Annotated in this window: 16 protein-coding genes and 1 pseudogene; 6 read left to right on the top strand and 11 right to left on the bottom strand. The window is 73.5% G+C overall.

Translation table 11 applies throughout. From position 1 onward, the window contains the following. Positions 1-12: 12 nt before the first annotated feature. Positions 13-480: a GreA/GreB family elongation factor gene (locus JHD21_RS01965; RefSeq protein ID WP_292671224.1), complete on the bottom strand. Its 468-nt coding sequence runs from the start codon at positions 478-480 to the stop codon at positions 13-15. A gap of 202 nt (positions 481-682) precedes the next feature. Here JHD21_RS01965 and JHD21_RS01960 point away from each other — a divergent pair, with 202 nt between their 5' ends. Then, complete coding sequence (locus JHD21_RS01960) at positions 683-2,293, top strand: AMP-binding protein (protein WP_292671222.1); 1,611 nt, start codon at positions 683-685, stop codon at positions 2,291-2,293. 6 nt (positions 2,294-2,299) lie between these two features. Here the strand turns inward: JHD21_RS01960 and JHD21_RS01955 are convergent, their stop codons facing one another. The 3 genes from JHD21_RS01955 to JHD21_RS01945 are packed head-to-tail and all read right to left on the bottom strand — an operon-like array spanning position 2,300 to position 6,182. Then, positions 2,300-3,646, bottom strand: coding sequence for a flavin monoamine oxidase family protein (locus JHD21_RS01955; RefSeq protein ID WP_292671220.1), 1,347 nt, complete (start codon positions 3,644-3,646; stop codon positions 2,300-2,302). Then, entirely contained in the window at positions 3,643-4,848 is a 1,206-nt protein-coding gene (locus JHD21_RS01950) for a hypothetical protein (RefSeq protein ID WP_292671218.1), read from the bottom strand. Before JHD21_RS01950 ends, JHD21_RS01955 begins: the two co-directional genes overlap by 4 nt. Positions 4,849-4,895: 47 nt before the next feature. Then, the gene (locus JHD21_RS01945) at positions 4,896-6,182 is read right to left on the bottom strand and encodes an MFS transporter (RefSeq protein ID WP_292671216.1); all 1,287 of its coding nucleotides are present in this window, start codon (positions 6,180-6,182) and stop codon (positions 4,896-4,898) included. Positions 6,183-6,290: 108 nt separating this feature from the next. Between JHD21_RS01945 and JHD21_RS01940 the strand changes: the two genes are divergently transcribed. Continuing rightward, positions 6,291-9,296 (top strand): BTAD domain-containing putative transcriptional regulator, encoded by a 3,006-nt coding sequence (locus JHD21_RS01940; protein WP_292671215.1) that lies wholly within the window; start codon positions 6,291-6,293, stop codon positions 9,294-9,296. Here JHD21_RS01940 and JHD21_RS01935 read toward each other — a convergent pair. After that, a complete protein-coding gene (locus JHD21_RS01935; protein WP_292671214.1) occupies positions 9,281-10,363 on the bottom strand; it encodes a class I SAM-dependent methyltransferase in 1,083 nt (360 codons plus the stop codon). The genes JHD21_RS01940 and JHD21_RS01935 overlap by 16 nt on opposite strands. A gap of 129 nt (positions 10,364-10,492) precedes the next feature. Here JHD21_RS01935 and JHD21_RS01930 point away from each other — a divergent pair, with 129 nt between their 5' ends. Continuing rightward, entirely contained in the window at positions 10,493-11,158 is a 666-nt protein-coding gene (locus JHD21_RS01930) for a class I SAM-dependent methyltransferase (RefSeq protein ID WP_292671213.1), read from the top strand. Between the two features lie 61 nt (positions 11,159-11,219). Here JHD21_RS01930 and JHD21_RS01925 read toward each other — a convergent pair whose 3' ends face one another. The 4 genes from JHD21_RS01925 to JHD21_RS01910 form a co-directional block, all read right to left on the bottom strand. Then, the gene (locus JHD21_RS01925) at positions 11,220-12,965 is read right to left on the bottom strand and encodes a hypothetical protein (RefSeq protein ID WP_292671212.1); all 1,746 of its coding nucleotides are present in this window, start codon (positions 12,963-12,965) and stop codon (positions 11,220-11,222) included. Further along, a complete protein-coding gene (locus JHD21_RS01920; RefSeq protein WP_292671211.1) occupies positions 12,962-13,669 on the bottom strand; it encodes a hypothetical protein in 708 nt (235 codons plus the stop codon). The genes JHD21_RS01925 and JHD21_RS01920 overlap by 4 nt, the downstream gene beginning before the upstream one ends. Before the next feature lie 117 nt (positions 13,670-13,786). Then, positions 13,787-14,470 (bottom strand): response regulator transcription factor, encoded by a 684-nt coding sequence (locus JHD21_RS01915; protein ID WP_292671210.1) that lies wholly within the window; start codon positions 14,468-14,470, stop codon positions 13,787-13,789. Further along, a complete protein-coding gene (locus JHD21_RS01910; RefSeq protein ID WP_292671208.1) occupies positions 14,467-16,512 on the bottom strand; it encodes an ATP-binding protein in 2,046 nt (681 codons plus the stop codon). Before JHD21_RS01910 ends, JHD21_RS01915 begins: the two co-directional genes overlap by 4 nt. A gap of 135 nt (positions 16,513-16,647) precedes the next feature. On the opposite strand from JHD21_RS01910, the gene JHD21_RS01905 reads away from it, so the two are divergent. Further along, positions 16,648-16,791 carry a hypothetical protein gene (locus JHD21_RS01905; protein WP_292671207.1) on the top strand — a complete coding sequence of 48 codons (144 nt, stop codon included), beginning with the start codon at positions 16,648-16,650 and terminating at the stop codon, positions 16,789-16,791. Then, complete coding sequence (locus JHD21_RS01900; protein ID WP_292671206.1) at positions 16,788-17,642, top strand: PhzF family phenazine biosynthesis isomerase; 855 nt, start codon at positions 16,788-16,790, stop codon at positions 17,640-17,642. The genes JHD21_RS01905 and JHD21_RS01900 overlap by 4 nt, the downstream gene beginning before the upstream one ends. On the opposite strand, the gene JHD21_RS01895 is transcribed toward JHD21_RS01900, so the two are convergent. Both JHD21_RS01895 and JHD21_RS01890 read right to left on the bottom strand, forming a co-directional pair. Then, positions 17,632-19,068, bottom strand: coding sequence for a hypothetical protein (locus tag JHD21_RS01895; protein WP_292671205.1), 1,437 nt, complete (start codon positions 19,066-19,068; stop codon positions 17,632-17,634). The two genes, JHD21_RS01900 and JHD21_RS01895, sit on opposite strands and share 11 nt — an antisense overlap. A 488-nt stretch (positions 19,069-19,556) precedes the next feature. After that, positions 19,557-20,156, bottom strand: coding sequence for a dihydrofolate reductase family protein (locus JHD21_RS01890; protein WP_292671204.1), 600 nt, complete (start codon positions 20,154-20,156; stop codon positions 19,557-19,559). A gap of 139 nt (positions 20,157-20,295) precedes the next feature. On the opposite strand from JHD21_RS01890, the pseudogene JHD21_RS01885 reads away from it, so the two are divergent. Beyond that, positions 20,296-21,033 (top strand): annotated as a pseudogene (locus tag JHD21_RS01885) (hypothetical protein); the annotation flags it as partial.

Below are 21,033 nucleotides of genomic sequence, written 5' to 3'. Positions count from 1 at the left end.
CGAGCGGGGAGCTCAGGCGCTGGCGGGCAGCAGCTCGCCGGCCGACCTGATGACGACGTCCAAGGAGACGCCGCGACGCGGCTCGTAGGTGACCGTCGAGCCGACCTCGGCGCCGACGATGGCCTGTCCCAGCGGGCTGCCGGGGGTGATGGTGTCCACGCCGGCGACGGCCTGCTCGACCGAGCCGACGACATAGGTCTCGTCGCCGTCGCCCAGGTCGAGGGTCACCACGTCACCCACGGACACGACACCGTCGACGTGCTCCCGGTGGTGGCTCTCGGCGATCTCGAGCTCGACGGTGGCGATCCGCTCGTCGAGCAGCTGCAGCCGGATCAGCGCCTCGACGTTCGTGGCCTGGTCGGCCGCGTCGCCCCTGTTGTCGGTCCGGGCCTCGGCCAGGAGGACGTCCCTCTCGGCACGGAGGGTGGCGAGGCGGGCGGTGAGGACGCGGTTGCTGTCGGAGGCGACGGGGACGGTCATGGGGCGATCCTCTCGGGGCGTTCAAGGGCGGCGGCGGTGGCTCCTCACTGCCCAATCACGAGGAGGCCCAAACCATTCCCGTCGCGCCCATCGGTTCAGGTGTCGGACGGCGGCACCACGGTCTCGTCGGTCGGCCGCGCGCCGCCGTTTGCGCAGATCCTCGGCAGGCGACGCAAGACCGGTCCAGGCGTAGCGTCGGCCCATGGAGTCGTACGCCCAGGGCGAGACCGAGCCGGCACTGCTCGACCAGACGATCGGCGACAGCTTCCAGGCGACCGCGGCGGCGTACGCCGACCGCGAGGCGTTGGTGGAGGTCGCCAGCGGGCGGCGGTGGACGTGGGCCGAGCTCGACCGCGACGTCGACGCCCTCGCGCTCGGGCTCGTCCGGGCCGGCATCACCAAGGGCGACCGGGTCGGGATGTGGTCGCCCAACTGCGCCGAGTGGACGATCGCGCAGTTCGCCACCGCCAAGATCGGCGCGATCCTGGTCAACATCAACCCGGCGTACCGCACCCACGAGCTGGCCTACGCGCTCGAGCAGTCCGGCACCCGGCTGCTGCTCTCGGCCGAGGAGTTCAAGGCCAGCAGCTACCGGGCGATGGTCGGCGAGGTGCGCGACCAGCTGCCGATGCTCGAGCAGGTCGTCTTCCTCGACAGCCCGGAGTGGACCGACCTGGTCGCGCCCGATCCGGGCCTCACCCTGGCGCAGGCGATGGACTGGGAGCTCTCACCCGACGACCCGATCAACATCCAGTACACCTCGGGCACCACCGGCTATCCCAAGGGCGCGACGCTCAGCCACCGCAACATCCTCAACAACGGCTACTTCACGACCGAGCTGATCAACTTCACCGCCGACGACCGGCTCTGCATCCCGGTGCCCTTCTACCACTGCTTCGGGATGGTGATGGGCAACCTCGGCTGCACCACCCACGGCGCCACCATGGTCATCCCGGCGCCGGGCTTCGACCCCGAGATCACGCTGCGCACCATCGCCGAGGAGAGGTGCACGGCCGTCTACGGCGTCCCGACGATGTTCATCGCGATGCAGAACCACCCGACGTTCGCCGAGCACGACCTGTCGTCGCTGCGGACCGGGATCATGGCCGGCTCGATCTGCCCGGTCGAGGTGATGAAGCGCTGCATCGAGGACATGGGCATGACCGAGGTGTCGATCGCCTACGGCATGACCGAGACCTCCCCGGTGTCCTGCCAGACTCGCGACGACGACGACCTCGACCGGCGTACGGCGTCGATCGGGCGGGTCCACCCGCACCTGGAGATCAAGATCGTCGACCCCACGACCGGGGAGACCGTCGAGCGCGGCCAGCCCGGCGAGCTCTGCACCCGCGGCTACTCGGTCATGCTCGGCTACTGGAACGACCCCGAGAAGACCGCCGAGGCCGTCGACGCCGACGGCTGGATGCACACCGGCGACCTCGCCGAGATGCGCGAGGACGGCTACTGCAACATCGTCGGCCGGATCAAGGACATGGTCATCCGCGGCGGCGAGAACATCTACCCCCGCGAGATCGAGGAGTTCCTCTACCAGCACCCCGACATCGAGGACGTCCAGGTCATCGGCGTCCCCGACCAGAAGTACGGCGAGGAGCTCTGCGCCTGGGTCAAGATGCGCGCCGGCGCCGCACCCCTCGACGCCGACGCGGTCCGGGAGTTCTGCGCGGGCCGGCTGAGCCACTACAAGATCCCGCGCTACGTCATGGTCGTCGAGGACTTCCCGATGACCGTCACGGGCAAGATCCGCAAGGTCGCGATGCGGGAGAGGACCGCCGAGCAGCTGGGGTTGGCCTGACCTGGGTCACCCGTCCGCTTCGAGGACCTCACGCGCCGTGGTCGCCCCCGAGCGGACGGCACCCTCCATGTAGCCGTTCCACTGGACGGCGTACTCGGCACCGGCCCAGTGGACCCGGCCGACCGGCGGCCGGAGCGCCGGTCCGTAGCTGGTCCACACCCCGGGCGCGAAGTGGGCGCCGTAGCAGCCGCGGGTGAACTCCTCGGCGCTCCAGTCCTTCTCCACGTACGCCGACGACTCGGCGGCCTGCGGCCCGAAGTAGCGCACGAAGCTGTCCAGCACCGCACGCCGGCGCTCCCCCTCCGGCAGCCGCTGCCACCGGCGCGCCTCGCCTCCCTCGACGAACCCCAGCAGGATGCCGACCGAGCCGTCTGGCGGGGAGACGTCGAAGGTGACCTTGACCGGCCCGGTGTCGGAGGCGGCCTGGCCGTTGAGCCCGGCGTCCCGCCAGAACGGCGTCGGGTAGGCGGCGAAGGTCTTCGCGACCGTGCCCGCGGGGACGCGCTGGGTCAGCTGGTCGCGCCAGGCGGGCAGCACCGGGTCGTAGTGCAGGCGACCGGCCAGGGTCGGCGGCAGCGCCACGACGACCCGGTCGGCGGCGATCGTCTCGCCTGACCGGGTGACGACCGAGGCACCGGAGTCGTCCTGGGCGACGGTCGTGACCGGTGTCGAGAGCCGGACGTCGAGGTCGGCGGCCATCCGCTCGGCCACGAGCACCGACCCGCCCACGACCCGGTCCTGCTGGGCGCCGCGGTCGACGGCGAGCAGCGTCTCGAGGTCGGCGTTGCTCACCGCGTAGAACAAGGCGTGCAGCAGTGACAGGTCACTGGCGTCGGCGGCGAAGACGGCCTCGGTGGCGACCCGGAAGTAGGCCCGGCCGGAGGGGGTGCGCAGGGTGCGGCGTACCCAGCTCTCGAAGGTCTGGCCGTCCAGCCGTTCCGCCCGCGGGTGCGCCCACGGCTGGGCGGGGTCGACGCTGCGGGCCAGCCGGCCGAACCTGGCCATGCCCTGCGCGAGGTCGGCGAGCGCGACCGGGTTGAGCCGCGGGACCGCGCCCTTCGTGCCGGAGACCAGCGCCCGCTTCGTGCCGAGCTGGATGAGCAGCTTGCCCTCGTCGTTCCAGGTGCGGAAGGTCTCGAGCCCGAGCTCCTCGACCAGCGCGTACATCCGCGTGTGGCCCTCGCCGAGCCAGGTGCCGCCGAGCTCGACCGGCCGGCCCTCGATCGTGCCGCCCTCCAGCCGGCCGCCGACCCGGTCCCTGGCCTCGACGACCACGAGCTCGACGCCGGCGCGCTGGAGGTCACGGGCCGCCGACAGCCCGGCCAGGCCCGCACCGACCACGACCACCCTCATGACCCCGCCTCCGGCATCCCGGCCGCCCGGTCGATCCCTCGCCAGCGCCGGCGCAGCCAGCCCGGCCGGGTGTCGCCCAGGCCGGCCTCTGCCAGCTCGTGCCGCCAGGACTCCTCGAGCTCGTCCGCGGCGGCGAACGCCTCGGCGCTGCCGGGCGGGTCGTGCAGCCACTCCTTCTCGACCCGGTCCCGGGCGCCGCCGAAGACCGCGAGTGCGGCGGCGTGGTCGCTCAGCGCCAGCCGGTGCAGCCGCTCGTGCCGCCACCAGCGGTACGCCGCGTCGTACCGGTTGCTCGGCATCGCCTCCGGGTCCACCACGACCGGCTCGTCCACCCGCACGGGCTTGGCGAGGGAGGTGCAGGGCGCCGACGTGGCGGTCACCCAGTGCCGCGGGTCGCCCCGCAGGTCGGCCACCCACGAGGCCGTCGACTGGGTCGTGGTGATCATCCCGGCGGCGTGGGCGCAGGGCGCCGAGAGGGCGCCGTTGACCCGGGACCAGCGCGGCGCGGGACCGCCGTGGTCGCGCAGGGCGGCGAGCATCGCGGCGACGTCGTCGGCCCCCTCGGCGGACGCCTGCGTCCGTGCCTGGCGGGCGGCGCACTGCGCGACCCGGCCGCGCACCGGGTCGGCGTGGGCCCGCGCGAAGGCGGGGATCGTCAGCCCGTTGCTGATGGACCGCCCCCGGCCGGTCACCCGCTCGGTCGCCCAGCGCCGGCCGGCGGTCTCCAGCACGATCGCGCCGTCCGGGTCGGCGACGATGAACGAGTTGTCGTAGGTGAAGCGCGGGTGCTCGTGGCTGCACGAGCCACCCTGCCCGTGCCGCTCGAGCAGTCCGACGATGACCCCGACCGCGTCCTCGGCGGTGGCGCCGCGTTCGAGACCGAGCCGGAGCAGGTCCATGCCCAGGAGCGCGGAGTCGGACCGCTCGCGGCCGGTCCCCCGGGTGAACACGGCCTCGTTGCCGATCACCACACCGTGCTCGTTGGCGCCCATCTCGGCACCCCACATCCACCACGGCTGGCTGAGCAGCACGGCGTGGGTGCGGGGCACCTGGTCGATCTCGCTCCAGGTGCAGCGCAGCCTGGTCGCGGTCGTCGTCGCCGCGGGGTACCAGCGCAGCACCTGGGCCTCGTTGGGGTCCCGGTCGCTGTTCTTGGCGAACAGCACCCCGTCGCCGGTGAGGCTCACCAGGGTGTCGCACATGGCCGCACGCTACTGCGCCCGACGCGGCCCGGCCCGGGCCGGACGTCCTAGGTCTGCGGGACCGCCGCGGTCGGCTCCGCCGTCGCGCGGGGCAGGTTCCGCACCGCCGGGAGGGCCGCGACCGCCAGCGAGACACCCACGCCGATGACCGTCATGCCCACCAGCGTCGAGTGCAGTCCGTACGCCGCGCTGGCGGCTCCGGCGAGCAGGTTGCCGAGCGGGATCGACCCGTTGGAGGCGAGGTAGTCGTAGCTCGACACCCGGGACAGCGCCTGGTCGGGGATGTGCTCCCCCAGCGACGTCTCCCACAGCGTGAAGGCGCCGGTGACGCAGATGCCGGCGAGCACCTCGAGTCCGCCGATCGCCCAGGTGCCGAGGCCGCTGCCGATGAAGGCCGCCTGGCAGGACGCACCCACCAGGAGGAGGCTGGCGACCCGCATCGCGTACCGCGGCCGCCACCGCAGGAACAGGATGTCGCCGAGGACCGCACCGACGCCGAAGCAGGTCACGATGACCGCCCAGCTGCGCGCCCCGTCGAGCTCGCGCTCCATCAGCACCGGACCGATCACGAAGATCGCGGGCAGCACGGCGAGGTGGTAGACGCTCAGGGAGCCGAGGAACCCGGTCACCCAGGGTCGGCTGCGCACCTCGCGCCAGCCCTGGACCAGGCTGGTCAGGAAGTGGTCGGTGGTGGCGGTCGGGTCCTCCTCGTGCAGCGCCTGCTGGACGAGCCTCGGTCGCAGCGGCAGCAGCAGGGCGATCGAGACCGCGAAGGTGAGCGCGTCGAAGAGCAGTGCCCAGCCCGGTCCGCCCATGACCGCGATCAGCACGCCGGCCACGATCGGGCCGGCGACGCTGCCGAACGAGAACGACAGCCCCCGCAGCGCGTTGGCGGGCTGGAGGTTGACCGGGCTGACCGTCGACGGCAGCAGCCCGCTGAACGCCGGGGCGAAGAACGCGTCGGCGGCGCCGTAGACCGCGGCGATGGCGACCAGCGCCGGTATCGACGCGCCGCCGCCGAGCAGCAGGGTCGCCGCGACGAGCTGGCAGACGAGCCGGACCAGGTCGGAGGCGATCAGGATCGTCTTGCGGTCCCACCGGTCGGCCCACACGCCCGCGGGGAGCGCGAGCACGACGAACGGGAGGAACTGGGCGGCCGAGACCAGCGCGACGTCGGCCACGCCGCCCCCGCTGGCCAGCACCGCGAACGGCAGCGCCACCGCGGTGACCCGGTCGCCGAGGATCGAGAGCACCTGGCTGCCGAAGAGCAGACGGAACTGCGGCTCCTGCCGGAGCACCGCAGGCAGGGGGATGCGTCTGACCTGCGTGAGCACCGGGACAGGATGCCAGCGCGGTCACCGTCGGCGCCCCCGATATACGGGCGCGAACACCGGCGTGAAATACCAGCGCTCCCGGGCCCGCATCTCCTCTAGCGTGCTGTCATGTCGACCCCCGCAGCGCCCGCGCCGCAGCTGCGCGTCCTGGGGTCCGTCGAGGTCGGCGCGTCGACCCCCGGCCTGCGGGTGCGGCGGCTGCTCGCCGCCCTGGTCGCGAGGTCGGGCGAGGTGGTGTCGGTCGACGCGTTGGCGGACGTCGTCTGGGGTGACGACCAGCCGGCTGCTCCCGAGGCCGCGCTGCACAACCTGGTCTCACGGCTGCGTACGTCGTTGCGCGAGCTCGGGGAGTCCGCACCCGAGGTGCTGACCCGCCCACCCGGCTACCTGCTGAGCGCGGTCGACGGGGTGGTCGACGCCGACCGGTTCGACCAGCTGGTGCAGCAGGCGCGGGAGTCGCTCCCCCAGCAGCCCGCCCGGGCGGAGGCCGCGTTCGCGGCGGCCCTGGGGCTGTGGCGCGGCCCGGCCTACGGCGAGCTCGCCCACGACGACCTGGTGCGTCCGGAGGCGGCCCGGCTCGACGAGCTGCGCAACGTGGCCACCGAGCAGCGGGCCGAGACGCTGCTCCTCCTGGACCGGGCCCGGGAGGCGGTGCCACTGCTGCAGCACCTGCTCGCGACCGAGCCGCTGCGCGAGCAGGCGCAGGGACTGCTGATGCGTGCGCTCTACCTGGCCGGGCGACAGGCCGAGGCGCTCGAGGTCTTCACCGCCTACCGGGAGACCCTCGCGGACGAGCTCGGCCTCGACCCCTCACCGGAGCTCCAGCGGCTGCACGCGCAGGTCCTGCGGCAGGACGCCGACCTCGGCTCGCCGGGTGCGGAGAGCGTGGGCCGGCCCGCGACCGGCAACCTGCCGGCCACCGGCCGGGCCCTCGTCGCGCGTGACCGCGAGGCGGCGGCCCTCGAGGCGGCGTTGTCGCCGGGAGCCGTCGTGACGCTGACCGGCCCTGGCGGGGTGGGCAAGACCAGCCTCGCGCTCGCGGTCGCGGCGGCGCTGCAGCCCGCGGTGCCGGACGGCGCCTGGTTGTGCGAGCTCGCGACGTTGACCCCGCAGGACGACCTGGCCCTCGCCGTCACCAGCGCGCTCGACCTCCAGGCCGGGTCCGGGCCGGACGTCCTGGCCCGCCTGATCGACCACCTCGAGTCGCGGCGGCTGCTGCTGGTGCTCGACAACTGTGAGCACGTGCTGGCAGCCGTCGCGGAGCTCGCCCGCGAGGTGAACCGCCACTGTCCCCGGGTCACGCTGCTGGCCACCAGCCGCTCGGCGCTGGACGTGCCCGGCGAGCGGGTCCTGCCGGTGTCCCCGCTGCCCGTGCCCGCGGCCGGCGGCTCGACCGGGGCTGCGGACGGGTTGTCCGAGGTGCCTGCGGTGGCGCTCTTCCTGGACCGGGCGCGCAGCCGCGTCGACGGCTTCGAGCTCACCGACCACAACGCCGCCGCGGTCGCCGAGATCTGTCGCCGCCTCGACGGGCTCCCCCTCGCGCTCGAGCTGGCGGCGGCCCGGATGGCCGCCATGAGCCCGGACGACCTGGCCCAGCGGCTCTCGTGGCGGTTCCGCCTGCTGCACGGCGGCGGCGGCTCGGGTGACGAGCGGCACCGGACGCTGGGAGCGCTCCTCGACTGGTCCTACGACCTGCTCGACGACGAGCACCGCCGGGTGTTCGAGCTGCTGTCGGTGTTCGCGGGCGGCTTCGACCTCGCGGACGCCGTCACCCTCGTCCTCGGGTTGCCCGAAGCGGTCCCGGCCGCCGACGAGGGCTCGGTCGCGCACGTCGTCCTCGGCCTGGCGGACCGGTCGATGCTGCAGGTCACCCAGCTGCGCGGGCGCACCCGCTACGTGCTGCTCGAGTCGCTGCGCGACTACGGGCGGCACCGGCTGGGGGCGCGGCCGTGGGCCGGCGCGGTGCCGGGGGCGCACGCCCGCCTGGTCGCGCAGCGCACCGCCGACGCGGCGGACCGGCTCTACGGCCCGGACCACGTCGCCGCCTCGACCTTCGTCACGGCGTACCTCGACGAGCTCCGCGCGGCGCACGCCTGGGCACTCGCCCACGACCTGGAGCTGGCGGCCAGGATGGTCGGCTCGCTGGCCCTCTACGTCGAGCACCGGATCCCCGTCGAGGTCCCCGAGTGGGCCCGGCGGACGATCGCCGCGGCCGACGACTCCACCCCGGCGCTGGCCGGCGCCTACGCCGTGGCCGCCTCGGGTGCCCGCTTCACCGGCCACCTCGACGAGGCGGTCCGGCTGGCCGAGCACGGGCTCTCGCTGCCCGCCGACCCGAGGACCGGGGCCAACCTGCGGATGGTGCTCTGCGAGGTCGCCCTGTTCGAGGGCCGGCTCGACGACGTCGAGCGGCTGCAGACCGAGGTCCGCTCCTTGGGTCCCCCCGACGAGCTCGGGGCAGCGGGATGGCTGCCCGAGCTCATGCCCCCGCTCGTGGCCGCCTACCGCGGGGACGCGGAGGAGGCCTCGCGGCAGGCCGAGGCACTCGAGGACTGGGCGGTCCGGCTGGGCTCGGGTCCGCTGCGTGCCTGGACGCTCTACATCCGCGGCGAGTGCCTGCTCGACACCGATCCCGACGCCTCGCTCGAGCTGCTCGAGGCGGCGCTCGGCCTGGCCCGCGAGCAGGGCGACCGCTACGTCGCCGGTGTCGCGCTCGTCTCGATCGCGTCACTGCGCGGGAGGCACGGCGACCCGCGCGCGGCCGTGCCCCTGTTCGTGGAGGTCGTCGACCACTGGGCCTCGCTCGGCGACTGGACCCACCAGTGGACGACCCTGCGCAGCGTGGTCGACGTGCTGCTGCGCCTCGACCGGCACCACGACGCCGCCGTCCTCGTCGGGGCGCTGCGCAGCCGCGACCGCGCCGCGCCGGTGTACGGCGCCGACGCGGAGCGGCTGACGCAGGCCGAGCAGGGTCTCGTGCGCACCCTCGGGGACGACGTCGCCGCCGGGCTGCGCGGGCGTGGGGCCCGGCTGCCCGACGACGACGTGGTCGCGTTCGTGCGCGACGCCCTGGCGGCGGTCGTGCCGACCGACGACCCTCAGACCAGGCGGTAGAACCGGAAGAAGCTGAAGTCCTCGATCGGCAGGACCTCGACGTCGTCGAAGCCGGCCTCGGCGGCGTACCCGCGGAGGATGCCGGGCCGCATCACGGTCCCGGTTCCGGCCGACGGGCCCGACGACCGCCCGTCGGGCAGGCAGATGAAGATGCTGCAGGCGTACATGAAGCGCTCCAGCTCGTTGCCGGGAGCGGAGAACTCCTCACCCACGGCCTCGTCCATGACGACGACGACCCCGTCGGAGCGCACGGCCCGGCGCACCTCGGCGAGGACCTCGACCGGGCGCGCCATGTCGTGCACGCACTCGAAGGCGAACGCGGCGTCGTACGCGTTCTCCTCGAGGGAGGCCGCGTCGGCCGCCAGGAAGGTGACCCGGTCGGCCAGACCGGCCTCGGCGGTGGCCCGGCGGGCCATCTCGATGGACGGCTCGTCGATGTCGACCCCGACCACGACGGCCGAGGGGTAGGCACGCGCCAGGGCGATGGAGGACCAGCCGGCGCCGCAGCCGACGTCGAGGATGCGGGCTCCCGGGCGGCTGAGCACGTCGTGGACGCCGGCCACCCCCGCGAGGGCGGGGGCGAGCTGGTGCTCGAACCATGGGCGGTTCACCGCGGCCTGGGCCTCGCGCGCGTCCTCGCCCAGGTCGTGCCAGCTGACCCCGCCGCCGGTGCGGTAGGCGTCGAGCAGCTGCGGCATCACGCCGGCGGCGGCCACGATGAGGCGCGGCAGCGCACCGAGGTAGGCGAGGCTCGTCTCGTCCGTCAGCGCCTCGGCGGCCCCGGGGGCCAGCTCGAAGCGGCGCCCGTCCGGCTCGTCGTGGGCCAGCAGCAAGCCGCACACGGCCTGCTGCTCCAGCCACTCGCGGGCGTACCTCTCGTCGGTCCCGGTCCGCCCGGCGAGCTCGGCCGGGGTGACCGCGCCGCCGGCGGCGAGCGCGTCGTACCAGCCCAGGCGGTCGCCGAGGTAGATGCTCATCGCCTCCGCGCCGGCCAGGGTCAGGGCGAAGACCCGCTCGGAGATCTCGTCGGCGGTCGCGGCGGCGGGGTGGATGTCGGTGATGGTCATGGGGCGCTCCTCGAAGGTTCGGTGTGGTCGTGCGCCGAGCAATCTGGCACCGGTCGCTCCCACCCCGCTGTCAACCGAGCGGCGTCTGCTGGGAGCCCGATGACAGGGGCGGCCAGGACGCTGGCGGGCATGACCACTCACGACCTTCGACCCGACCTGGCCACGATCGCCAACCCCGTGCGCGGCCGTCTCAACGCGGCCTTCTTCCGACTCGTCGACGGCTACGTGCACCGTCGCCTCGGCGACCGGAAGCAGGCGCTCTTCGCCGACCTGCCGCAGCGGGTCGTGGAGCTGGGACCTGGCACCGGCGCCAACCTCAGGTACTTCCGGCCCGGCACCCACCTCGTCGCGATCGAGCCCAACCCGCACATGCACCCGCCACTCGCCAGGGCCGCGGCGGCGGCCGGCATCACCCTGGACGTCCGCGCCGTCGGTGCCGAGGCCACAGGGCTCCCGTCTGCGAGCGTCGACGCCGTCGTCTGCACACTGGTGCTCTGCACGGTGCCCGACCCGGCGGCCGCCCTGGCCGAGGTACGCCGGATCCTGCGCCCGGGCGGTCGACTGCTCCTCGTCGAGCACGTCGCGGCCGGCCGTGGGACGTTCCTGGCCCGGCTCCAGCGGCTGCTCGGCCGGCCCTGGCGGTGGGCCTTCGAGGGATGCCACCTGCACCGGCACACGGCGGACGCCGTCCACGCGGCGGGCTTCTCCGAGGTGCGGCTCGAGCACTACCGGCTCCGGTCGGTGTTCCTGCCGGTCAACCAGCAGGTGTCCGGCACCGCGATCGTGGCCGCGTGACGGGTACGACGCAGAGGACCGGCCGGGCGGAGGGAATTCGCCCGGCCGGTCCGAGGAAGGGTCAGCGCACCTTGGCGGAGACCCGGATCGTGCGCGCCTCGACGCCTGGGGAGCCCGCGTAGAGCACCGTCCAGGTCACCTTGCCCGTGGGCTGGCGCTTGAGCGTGAGCACCAGCCGACCGGTGCTGGTGACGGTGCCGCGGGCGACGACCTTGCTGCCGCGCTTCACCGTCACCGGAGCACTCGGGTCCAGCCCGGGCACCGCGACCGAGACGGTCAGCTTGACCTTGCCGTCCTTCTTCGCCTTGGCCTGGGCGGTGACCACGGGAGTCGCCTGCCCGACGGCGGGTCCGGGGATGCTGACGAGGACCACGGGCTCGAACCCCTCCTGCGGTGGTCGGGTCGCGGTGGTCCGCACGGTCACCCGGCGGCCGACCTCGGCGGCGGTCAGTCGGTACGTCGGCTGGGTGGCTCCCGCGATCGGCGTACCGTCGGCCAGCCACTGGTAGGCGAACGTCGCCGACGGCAGCTCGTCCCTCCGCTCGACGGGAGGCACCGTCACCGTGGGCGGGACGGCGGTGAGGACGCTGCCCGCCTGCATCGTCCCGGAGACCGTCGGCACGCCGGTGACCTTGAGCGACTTGCCGCGCACGACGTCACTCGGCGCGGTCACCCAGACGGCCTCGGCGTGTCCGGGTGCCGTGGCGGCGACCCGCACCGAGATCCGCTTGCCGATGTCCTCGGCGGCCGGGAGGTAGGTGCGGCCGGTGGCCGCGGGAACCAGCACCCCGTCGCGCAGCCACTGGTAGCTGATCGCGGCCGCGGTGGGCGTGACCGTGCCGTGCGCGACCTGGAGACTTCCCCCGACCCGTGCGTCACCCGACAGCACGGGCTGCGAGGAGATGCTGATGGGCGCCGGCTGCACCTCGTAGGCCGGGGAGACCACCGTCCGGTCCTTCCAGCCCGACCGGGTCGCCGTCGCCTGGAGACGGAGCGTGGTGCGGGCGTCGCTCGGCGTCAACGTGTACGTCGTCCCGGTGGCGTTCGGGATCGCCACCCCGTTGCGGGTCCACTGGTAGGCGACGGCGGTCGGCACCGGGTCGAAGACCGGGGTCTGCGCCTGCACCTCCCTGCCCACGGTCGTGGAGCCGAGCACGTCGACCCCCCGGGTGACGGCGAACTCGTTGCTGACCACCCGGTAGGTCCGGGTCACCTTGGTCTCGTGGCCGACCCGGTCCCGCGTGGTGACGGTCACCGTGTGCGTCCCGATGGTGCTGGTGTCGAGCAACGCCCCGGATGCCTGCGAGCCGGTGCACGAGACGACCCCGGAGTCGGCGTCGGCGCAGCGGAACGTCATGCGCTCCTCCTCCCCCTGGGCGAACATCGGGTCGGGGAGGTTGATCCGGCCGAAGAACTCGACGGTGGGACGGACCCGGTCGACGCCGACCTGGATCTGCTCCCGCGTCTCGTTGCCGTTGCCGTCGATCGCCTCGAGCTCGATCGTCGTGAGGCCGGGGTTGCTGATCGTCAGCGTGCCTCCCGAGGTGCGGTGCAGGCTGCCCGAGCCGGTGGTGGCGCCGGAGAGCTGGTAGTTGAGCCACACGACCCCCGTGGCGATCCGGCCGGGGTCGGTCGCCTTGGCGAAGACGTCGATCGTGTCGGTGTACCAGCCACCGACGTCGCCGGACGGCGTGGTGATGGTGATGACCGGTGGCGTCAGGTCCTCGTCCGGGTCCTCGGCGTGGGCCGGACCGGGGTTCGCGGTGACTCCGAGCGCGACGGCGAAGAGGAAGGCGAGGGCCTTCATGCCGTCACCTCCTGCGTGATCGGGCTGCGGCCGACGGCCAGCCAGATGCCGACGATGACGAGCACCATCGAGCCGGCGAACGGCAGGCCGGGGACGCCGGTGACCACGACCGAGCCGAAGATGACCAGCGCGAAGAAGCCGGTCACCCCGCCGAGGGCGCGGGACACGAGGCGCTCGCGGAAGGCCATCCAGACCAGGCCGAACAAGGCGACGGTGATGGGGAACCAGCCGATGTAGGGGCTGAAGTCGTTCATCACGTAGTAGACGTAGAGGCCGCTGTCGTCGTAGGTGCCCTCCTCCATCGCCCCGTGCAGGTAGTTGCCGAGCGAGGCCTTCCAGCCGTAGGCCAGGGTGAGCGCCGCCGCGGCGCTGATGAAGCCGTACGTGACGATCGGGGCGCCGAGCGACCAGGTGAACCGCTGCGCGACCCGGCGGTGCCACAGAGCGGCGAAGAGGAGCAGCATGCCGACGGTGACGAAGCCGGTGAGGCCGCCGATCCGGTACATCTCGTGACCCAGCGGCTCCATGTCGGCGACCGTGACCATGTAGTCGGGGTCGGAGGTGTCGCCGGCCCGGTCGTCGGTGACCACGGTGCTGACGAAGCCGAGGGCCCCCGCGGCCGCGGCCCAGAGCGGCCAGGCGCGGGAGTGGGAGCGCTCTGCGGAGAGCTCGATCCGGGTGGGGTCGGTCGTTGGTGCTGCCATGACGACGTCCTTCGTTGCTGCTCGGGTCGGCCCCGTCGAGGGGTCGGCCGCGACCTGCTGCCGCGACAGCGACGACCCTCCGTCGCCGGGCGACCCGACCGGCAGGGACGGGCGTCCTCAGTACGCCGGGTCGCCGCCCTCGGGACGGGTCAGGCCCACCCCGGCCTGGCGGGCGCGGACGATCAGCGTCGCCCGGTCGTTGACCTCCAGCTTGGTGAAGATCGCCGAGACGTAGTTGCGCACGGTCTTGGGGGTCAGCACCAGCATCCGCGCGATGGTCGCGTTGTCGTGGCCGCGGGCGAGCAGCTCGAGGACGTCGCGCTCGCGGTCGGTCAGCTCGGAGAACGCGCCGCCCCGGGCGCTCTTGGCCCCGGTCAGGTAGTCGACGGCCCGCTGGGCGACCTGCGGCCCGAGCACGAGACCGCCGTCCGCCACCGCACGTACCGCCCGCTCGACCTCGTCGGGCCCGGCGCCCTTGACCAGGTAGCCCCGGGCGCCGGCCTTCACCGCCCCGAAGAGCGCCTCGTCGTCGCCGAACATGGTCACGACCAGCACGCCGGTCTGCGGGGCCTGCCGCAGGATCTCCCGGGTCGCCTCGGCGCCCGAGCCGCCGGCCAGGTCGAGGTCCATGACCACGACCCGCGGGCCGCTCTCGAGGACCACTTCCACGGCCTCGTCCTGGCTGGCGGCCTGGCCGACCACCCGGACGCCGTCCATCTCGTCGAGCAGGGCACTCATCCCGATCCGGAACACGGGATGGTCGTCGACGACCACGACGGTGATCTCTGCGTCTGCGTTCATGGCAGCACCATCTTGACCTGGGTCCCTCGTCCCGTCGGCCCCGGCCGGATCGTCAGCGTGCCGCCGAGCTCGTCGGCGCGCTCGCGCATCGACTGGAGGCCGACCCCCGGCCGCGCGTCGGGGTCGACGCCCAGGCCGTCGTCGACGACGTCGAGCGAGACCCCGTCGTCGACGGCCGCCACGGTGAGCTCGACCCGGGCCGCGCCGGCGTGCCGGTAGGCGTTGAGCACCGCCTCGGCGGCCACGTGGTAGATCGCGATCTGGTGCCGGATGTCCAGGTCCTCGGGGGCGGCCACGTGGGCGTCGATGCGCAGGCCCGAGCCCTCGAACCGCTCGGTCAGCACCTCGAGCGCCGCCGCCAGGTCGCCGTCGTCGAGCTGGGCCGGCAGGAGCGAGCGGGCCAGCAGCCGGACGTCGTCGGTGCGGCGCGACAGCTCGGCCTCGAGCTCGGTGAGCAGGTGCAGCGTGCCGGGCACGTCGTGCGCCAGCTTGCTGCGGGCTGCGGCCAGCCCGAGCCCGACGCCGGCCAGCGACGGACCGAGCCCGTCGTGCAGCTCGCGGCGCAGCAGTCTCCGCTCCTCGTGCCGCACCTCGCCGAGCCGCTGCGAGGCGGCCCGGAGCCGCTGGTTGGCCTGGGCCAGGTCGAGCGAGACGGCGATCACGTCGCTCAGGTGGCGGACGACCCGGATGGTGCGCAGGTCCAACCGCTGGCCCGGCGTCGCCCGCAGCACCAGCGTCCCGATCTCGCGGCGGTCGACGACCAGCGGCAGCTCGACATGGGTGTCCTGGCGGCCCTCGTCCTGGGCGAGGCCCGACCGGGCCTCGATGTGCGGAGGCTCGTGGGCGAGCACCTCGACACCGCCGAGCCTGAGCCCGTGCCGCAGGCTGTCGACGAGCGCGGGGAGCGTGCCGTCACCCTGGCCGCTCCCGCGCAGCTGCTCCCCCAGCCGGGCCAGCAGCGAGACCGGGTCGCTGTCGTCGCCGTAGACGATCCGGTCGACCTGGCGCTGGAGCCAGGTGCGCAGCGGCTGCACCGCCAGTGCCAGGCTCGCCGCAGCCAGGAGCCCGGCCACCTCGTCGTCGACGGGCAGCAGCCGGCCGACCGCCCAGACGAGGAGGACGTAGATCGCGACGACGGCACTGGTGAGCAGGGCCCACACGGTCGCCCGCGAGACGGCGAGGTCCACGCCCCACAGCCGGCTGCGGAGGACCAGGAGCACGATCGCCAGGGGCATCATGACCTGGGCGGCGAAGAGCACCGGGATGACCAGGATCGTCATCAGCTCGTAGCCGGCCGCGTCCTGCGGCCAGAACGCCAGAGGTACGAACGCCGCCACGAGGACGGCGAGCGCCGTCGCCAGCGTGCGCAGGGCTCGCCGGACCTGGGCGGTCTCCTGTCGTGCTCTGACCGCGAGGTCGCGCACCGCGGCGACCGCGAGCAGCACCAGGCCCGTGACCGCGATCCAGTGCAGCACCCAGAGCACGTCGCCGGTCGTCGTACCGCTGAGCGCGAGCGGGTTCGCGGGCGCGTCCGGTTGCTGGAACCCCGCCCGTTGGACGGTCGTCACCACGGCCAGCCCGGTTCCGACGTACGCCGCTCGGCGTGCCCACGTCCCCGGTGGACCCTCGCGCAGGAACCACGGCATCACCGACGCGGCCAGGAACGCCCCGGGGACCCAGAAGACGGTGAACATCTGGGCCAGGAACCCCACTGCCGGCTCGGGCCACTGCCGCTCGACACCCAGCAGCGCCAGGGCGAGCGCCATCGCGGAGGCGGCGAACCCGAGCGACACCAGCGCCGCGATCCAGCCGACCACGTGCCGGGACCGGGCGAGCAGCAGAGCCGCGGCCGGCGCGAAGACCAACCCCATCGCGATGTCGAGGGCGAAGTAGATCGGGTCGGCGAAGAAGCCGACCTCGTCACCGGCGGGCAGGACACCAGCCACGAGCTGGATGCCCAGGGCCGTGAGCGAGAGCGCCCAGGCCACGACCCACACGGCGACCGCCGCCACGGGGTGCCCACCACCCGGGCGCTGGTCCATGGGCGACATTGTCGGGCATCCGCGGTCCCGGCGGGCAGGGACGGGCGTCCCGGCCGGGCCGGGCCTGTCACTGCGCTGTCAGCGACGGCAGTGCGGTGCCAGCCGGATGACAGGGGCACCCAGCACGCTCTCCCCATGACGATCACCGAGAGAAACCAGCGACACCGCCGGCGGGCCCTGGCACCCTTCAAGCGCGCGGTCCGTCCCTCGACCGAGTTCGGCGCGCCCACCCGCCCCCGACGGGAGGCCAACCCCGTCTGGGTCAGGATGTCCTCGTGAGCAGTGAGGCGGCGCGGGCACTGCGCTACGCGGCGTTCACCGACCACGGCCGCGGAGGCAACCCGGCAGGCATCGTGCTCGACGCGGCGCACCTCGACGACGCCGCCCGGCTGGCGATCGCGGCGGAGGTCGGCTACTCCGAGACGGCGTTCGTCGAGGCGGACGGGGACGCCGGAAGCTACCGGGTGCGCTACTTCAGCCCGCTGGCCGAGGTCGCGTTCTGCGGGCACGCCACCATCGCGACCGCGGTCGCGCTCGCCGAGCGCGACGGCGCCGGCCTGTTCAGGTTCGCGACGCTCGCCGGGCTGATCGAGGTCAGCACCACGGTGACCGACGACGGCGTGGCCGCGACCCTGACCAGCGTGCCGACCCGGACCCGGGCGGCCTCCCCGGAAGCCGTGGCCGCGGCGCTGCGCACGCTGCGCTGGACCGAGGACGACCTCGACCCGAGCTATCCGGCGCACGTGGCGTTCGCCGGCGTGCAGCACCTCGTCCTCGCCGTCCGGGACCGGGCCACCCTGGCCGCGCTGGACTACGACTTCGACGCCCTCCAGACGCTGATGGCCGACCAGGACTGGACGACCCTGCAGCTGGTGTGGGCGGAGGACGAGCGCACGTTCCACGCCCGTGACCCGTTCCCGCCCGGCGGTGTCGTGGAGGACCCGGCGACGGGTGCCGCGGCGGCGGCGTTCGGTGGCTACCTGCGCGAGATCGGCGCGGCCGAGCCCGGCGCCAGGGTCACGATCCTCCAGGGGGAGGACATGGGGCGGCCGAGCCGGCTGGTGGTCGACCTGCCCGTGGACAGCGACCGGGTACGCGTCACCGGGACGGCCGGCGCGATCAGGGACTGAGTCGTACGTCGACCTCGCCGGGGAAGATGTCGACCCCCGGCGGGGCGTCGAGGACGAGCCGGGCCTGACCGGCGGTGATCCGGCGGGTGCCGCGGTGGTCGACGAGGAACCCGAGGCCGAGCGGGGTCAGCCAGACGTATCTGCCTGGCCCGGCTTGTCGGGAGCGGTAGCCGCCGTGGGTCTTCCAGCGGTGATGTCGACGGCCCAGCGGACCGGAGTTGTGAGTGCCCGTCTGCCCCGGAGGACCGGTGTCGTCGTACGGGGTCGGGTGGTCGTAGTCGACGCGGCGGCTGGTGGAGGTGGCGTAGGGCCAGTAGTCGCCGCCGGTGGTCAGGTGCACCCGTTCCTTGAGGGACTCCGGGTGCTCGTAGGCGATGGTCCGGACCCGGTCGTTGAGGTCTACCACGGGCTTGACGACCAGGTCGGTGCGGGCGAGCAGCTCGGCCAGGGAGGAGAAGCTCCGCGGCCCGAGGCCCTCGGCGCGGGCGACGCCGGTCGCGATCCCGTCGACCGCGGCCTGGTGGAGGTGGACGTAGAGCACCGCCTTCGGAGCCAGCGGCGTCAGGTCGAGCTCGCGCAGCGCGTCGAGGAGGTCGGCGGGCATCGCCATCGCCCGGTTGGTCTCAGCTGCCTCTGCGGCCGATGTCTCTGCGCCCAGGTCGAGGTCGAGCGTCTCCTGCTCGTCGCGGTGCTCCAGCAGCAGGGTGAGGAGCTCGGCCGGGCGGGCCAGCCAGCCGAAGGCGATCGAGCGGAGCTCGTCGGCGCCGGCGTCCGGGTGCCGGGGGGCGATGATCTCTACGACCCGGGCCAGGGTCGCCTCGATCCACACCACGTCACCGGCCTCACAGCGGGCGATCACGGTGCGCAGCCCGAACTCGTCGGTGCGCGAGGACGACACGTAGCGCCGGCGGCGTTCCGCCTCCACCCGTTGGTCGTGCAGTGCTGGGTCGGCCTCGATGATCTTGGCCTCCGCGACCTCCAGCACCCGGCCACCGGACTCGTGGGCGATGATCCGCGCGACCGCCTTGTCGACCACCGGCATCACCGCGAGCGGCAGGTGGGCGGACATCTTGGCGACCCGGCGGGCGATGTGCACCTCGGCCTCGCCCGACTCGAGCACCTTCCAGGTCCTCGGCATCCGGTAGACCAGGTTGAGGGTGTCGGCCAGCGCGTTGGTGGTCGCGGTGACCCCGGTGCCACGGGACAGCGCGATCTCACCGAGGCAGAACTCCTGCACCTGCGGCGTGCCCTCGCCGGCCAGCTGCAGCAACCGGTCCCGCGGATGCTCCGGCTCACCCGAGTGCGCGCGAGCCCACTCCAGCATCACCTCGAGGTCACGCACCTCGGCCCGCCGACGAGCCCGCACCGCCTCCGACGCGGCAGCCAACAGGCCCGCCTTGTCGAGGTTGGTGAGGTCGTCGTCCATACCAAGAACGCTAGGCGCGACCACCGACACTCAACGCGGATCAGCGGTCCGTCCCGCGCGGGCCTGTGGAACGAGGTTCGTGCGAAAACGCGAACGCGCGCGCGGCTGGAACCTGCGTCGCCTCGTGGCGCAGGAGTCAGGGTCGGACGACAAGCGGATGCGGCTGCGGTACGCCGGGCGCTGCCGGATGTGCGGCGCCGATCTGCCGACCCGGACCGAGGCCATCTACGAGCGCGCCACCAGGACGGTCCGGTGCGTCGGGCATCTCGACCCCTCTGCGCAGTACGACCCAGCTATCGACGGCGGAACGCCCGGTGCCTCGGCGCGACAGGAGTTCGAGCGGCGCCGGCGCCGCCGTGAGGAGCGGCTAGGTGCCCGGCATCCCAGGCTCGTGGGGCTCATGTTGGCGCTAGGCGAGGGTCCGCTGGACGCGCGCATCCGCGAGCTCCACCGCGACCTGGCGGCCGCCCTGCCCGCCGCCTGGTCGGTCAGCGCACCACGCGATAGCGCACGTGAGTGGCGTACGGCGAGCTGACGACCTTGAGCACCTCGAGGTCGATGTCCTGCTCGAACCCGTCGAACAGCCGCTTGCCCGCACCCAGGATCACGGGGGCGGTCGAGATGACCAGCTCGTCCACCCGGCCCGACGCGAGCCCCTGGCGGATCAGGTCCGCACCGCCGGCGAGACCGACGTCGGCGTCACCGGCCGCGTCGATCGCCTGGTCGAGCGCCTCGTCGAAGCCGGAGACGAACCGGAACCCGCTCTCCGCCGGTGGCTGGTCCTCGAGCCGGTGCGTCAGCACCACGAGCGGCCCGCCGAACGGGTTCGTGCCACCCCACGCACCTGCGGCGTCGTACATCCCGCGACCGCAGACGCCCGCGCCGAGCCCGGCGACCAGCTCGTCGAAGAACTCCTTGTCCGGACCGCTCATGGCGAACGCGTGCTCGCCCTCGTAGGTCCACGGTCCACCCATGACCCAGTAGTGCAGCCGCTCACCGCCGCGGCCCAGTCCCTGCCCGGCATGGTCGTCGGGCCCCGTGATGTAGCCGTCGACGGACGTGGTGATCGACGCGATGACGGTGCTCATGGCCTGCCTCCTCGGACGGAATGGTCTGTAGACCGGGCGAGGCACCTGCGTTCATCGCCAGACCTGCAGCCACGGCCGGGACACCCTGCGGATCAGGCCCTGGGTCGTGTCCCCTTGGCCGGTCGGCATACTCGACGTGATGCCTCCTGATCCCTCCCCCAAGCTCGAGATCGACTGGCTCAAGACGGCTGCCGGAGCCTTCGCGGCAGTCTCGTCGGCGTTCCTGCTCTCGACCCTCGGCGCGGCGGGCACCATCATCGGCGCAGCGCTCGGCAGCGTCATCGTGACGGTCGGCGGCGCGCTCTACACGCAGGCCCTGGCCCGCAGCCAGCAACGTCTGGCCCAGGTGCAGAGCGTGGCGATGCGCAAGGTCGGGGTGGCCCAGGCCGACGTACGCCGTGCCGCCCGGCGTCCGGGCGACGACGAGGCTGTGGAGGGCGACCTCGCCCATGCTGACGAGCGGCTCGACGAGGTGAAGGAGGAGCTCGGCGCCATCGCGGACGAGCCGACCGGCCTCGGCTGGCCGGATCGCTTCGTGAAGCTGCCGTGGAAGCGGATCACGCTGGCCGCCGCAGGGCTGTTCGTGGCGGCCCTCCTGGCCATCACCGCGTTCGAGCTCATCGCGGGCAAGAGCGTCTCGTCGTTGACCGGTGGTAGCGAGGGCGACGGCCCCACGATCGGCCGCATCGTCGGAGACTCCGACGAGGGCACCTCGGACCAGGACGACCAGCCTCCGCCGAAGGACGAGCCCTCACCGTCCGAGACGTCGACGGGGACGCCCTCCGAGCAGCCCACCCCGACGGATGCGCCCACCGACGAGCCGAGCCCGACCCCGGAGCCCACCACGGCGGTGCCCACCCCGACGGCTCCCACGACC

This window comes from Nocardioides sp., assembly GCF_016462705.1.
In the GTDB taxonomy this organism is placed as follows: Bacteria; Actinomycetota; Actinomycetes; order Propionibacteriales; family Nocardioidaceae; genus Nocardioides.
This window is presented reverse-complemented; position numbering and strand designations above follow the sequence as displayed.

What these genes read in the sequence shown, in the direction of transcription:
- JHD21_RS01925 (WP_292671212.1), bottom strand. Translation starts at nt 12,965, where the DNA reads ATGAAGGCCCTCGCCTTCCTCTTCGCCGTCGCGCTCGGAGTCACCGCG.
- JHD21_RS01950 (WP_292671218.1), bottom strand. Translation starts at nt 4,848, where the DNA reads ATGTGCGACACCCTGGTGAGCCTCACCGGCGACGGGGTGCTGTTCGCC.
- JHD21_RS01910 (WP_292671208.1), bottom strand. Translation starts at nt 16,512, where the DNA reads ATGGACCAGCGCCCGGGTGGTGGGCACCCCGTGGCGGCGGTCGCCGTG.
- JHD21_RS01965 (WP_292671224.1), bottom strand. Translation starts at nt 480, where the DNA reads ATGACCGTCCCCGTCGCCTCCGACAGCAACCGCGTCCTCACCGCCCGC.
- JHD21_RS01920 (WP_292671211.1), bottom strand. Translation starts at nt 13,669, where the DNA reads ATGGCAGCACCAACGACCGACCCCACCCGGATCGAGCTCTCCGCAGAG.
- JHD21_RS01930 (WP_292671213.1), top strand. Translation starts at nt 10,493, where the DNA reads ATGACCACTCACGACCTTCGACCCGACCTGGCCACGATCGCCAACCCC.
- JHD21_RS01960 (WP_292671222.1), top strand. Translation starts at nt 683, where the DNA reads ATGGAGTCGTACGCCCAGGGCGAGACCGAGCCGGCACTGCTCGACCAG.
- JHD21_RS01895 (WP_292671205.1), bottom strand. Translation starts at nt 19,068, where the DNA reads ATGGACGACGACCTCACCAACCTCGACAAGGCGGGCCTGTTGGCTGCC.
- JHD21_RS01890 (WP_292671204.1), bottom strand. Translation starts at nt 20,156, where the DNA reads ATGAGCACCGTCATCGCGTCGATCACCACGTCCGTCGACGGCTACATC.
- JHD21_RS01915 (WP_292671210.1), bottom strand. Translation starts at nt 14,470, where the DNA reads ATGAACGCAGACGCAGAGATCACCGTCGTGGTCGTCGACGACCATCCC.
- JHD21_RS01935 (WP_292671214.1), bottom strand. Translation starts at nt 10,363, where the DNA reads ATGACCATCACCGACATCCACCCCGCCGCCGCGACCGCCGACGAGATC.
- JHD21_RS01905 (WP_292671207.1), top strand. Translation starts at nt 16,648, where the DNA reads ATGACGATCACCGAGAGAAACCAGCGACACCGCCGGCGGGCCCTGGCA.
- JHD21_RS01940 (WP_292671215.1), top strand. Translation starts at nt 6,291, where the DNA reads ATGTCGACCCCCGCAGCGCCCGCGCCGCAGCTGCGCGTCCTGGGGTCC.
- JHD21_RS01955 (WP_292671220.1), bottom strand. Translation starts at nt 3,646, where the DNA reads ATGAGGGTGGTCGTGGTCGGTGCGGGCCTGGCCGGGCTGTCGGCGGCC.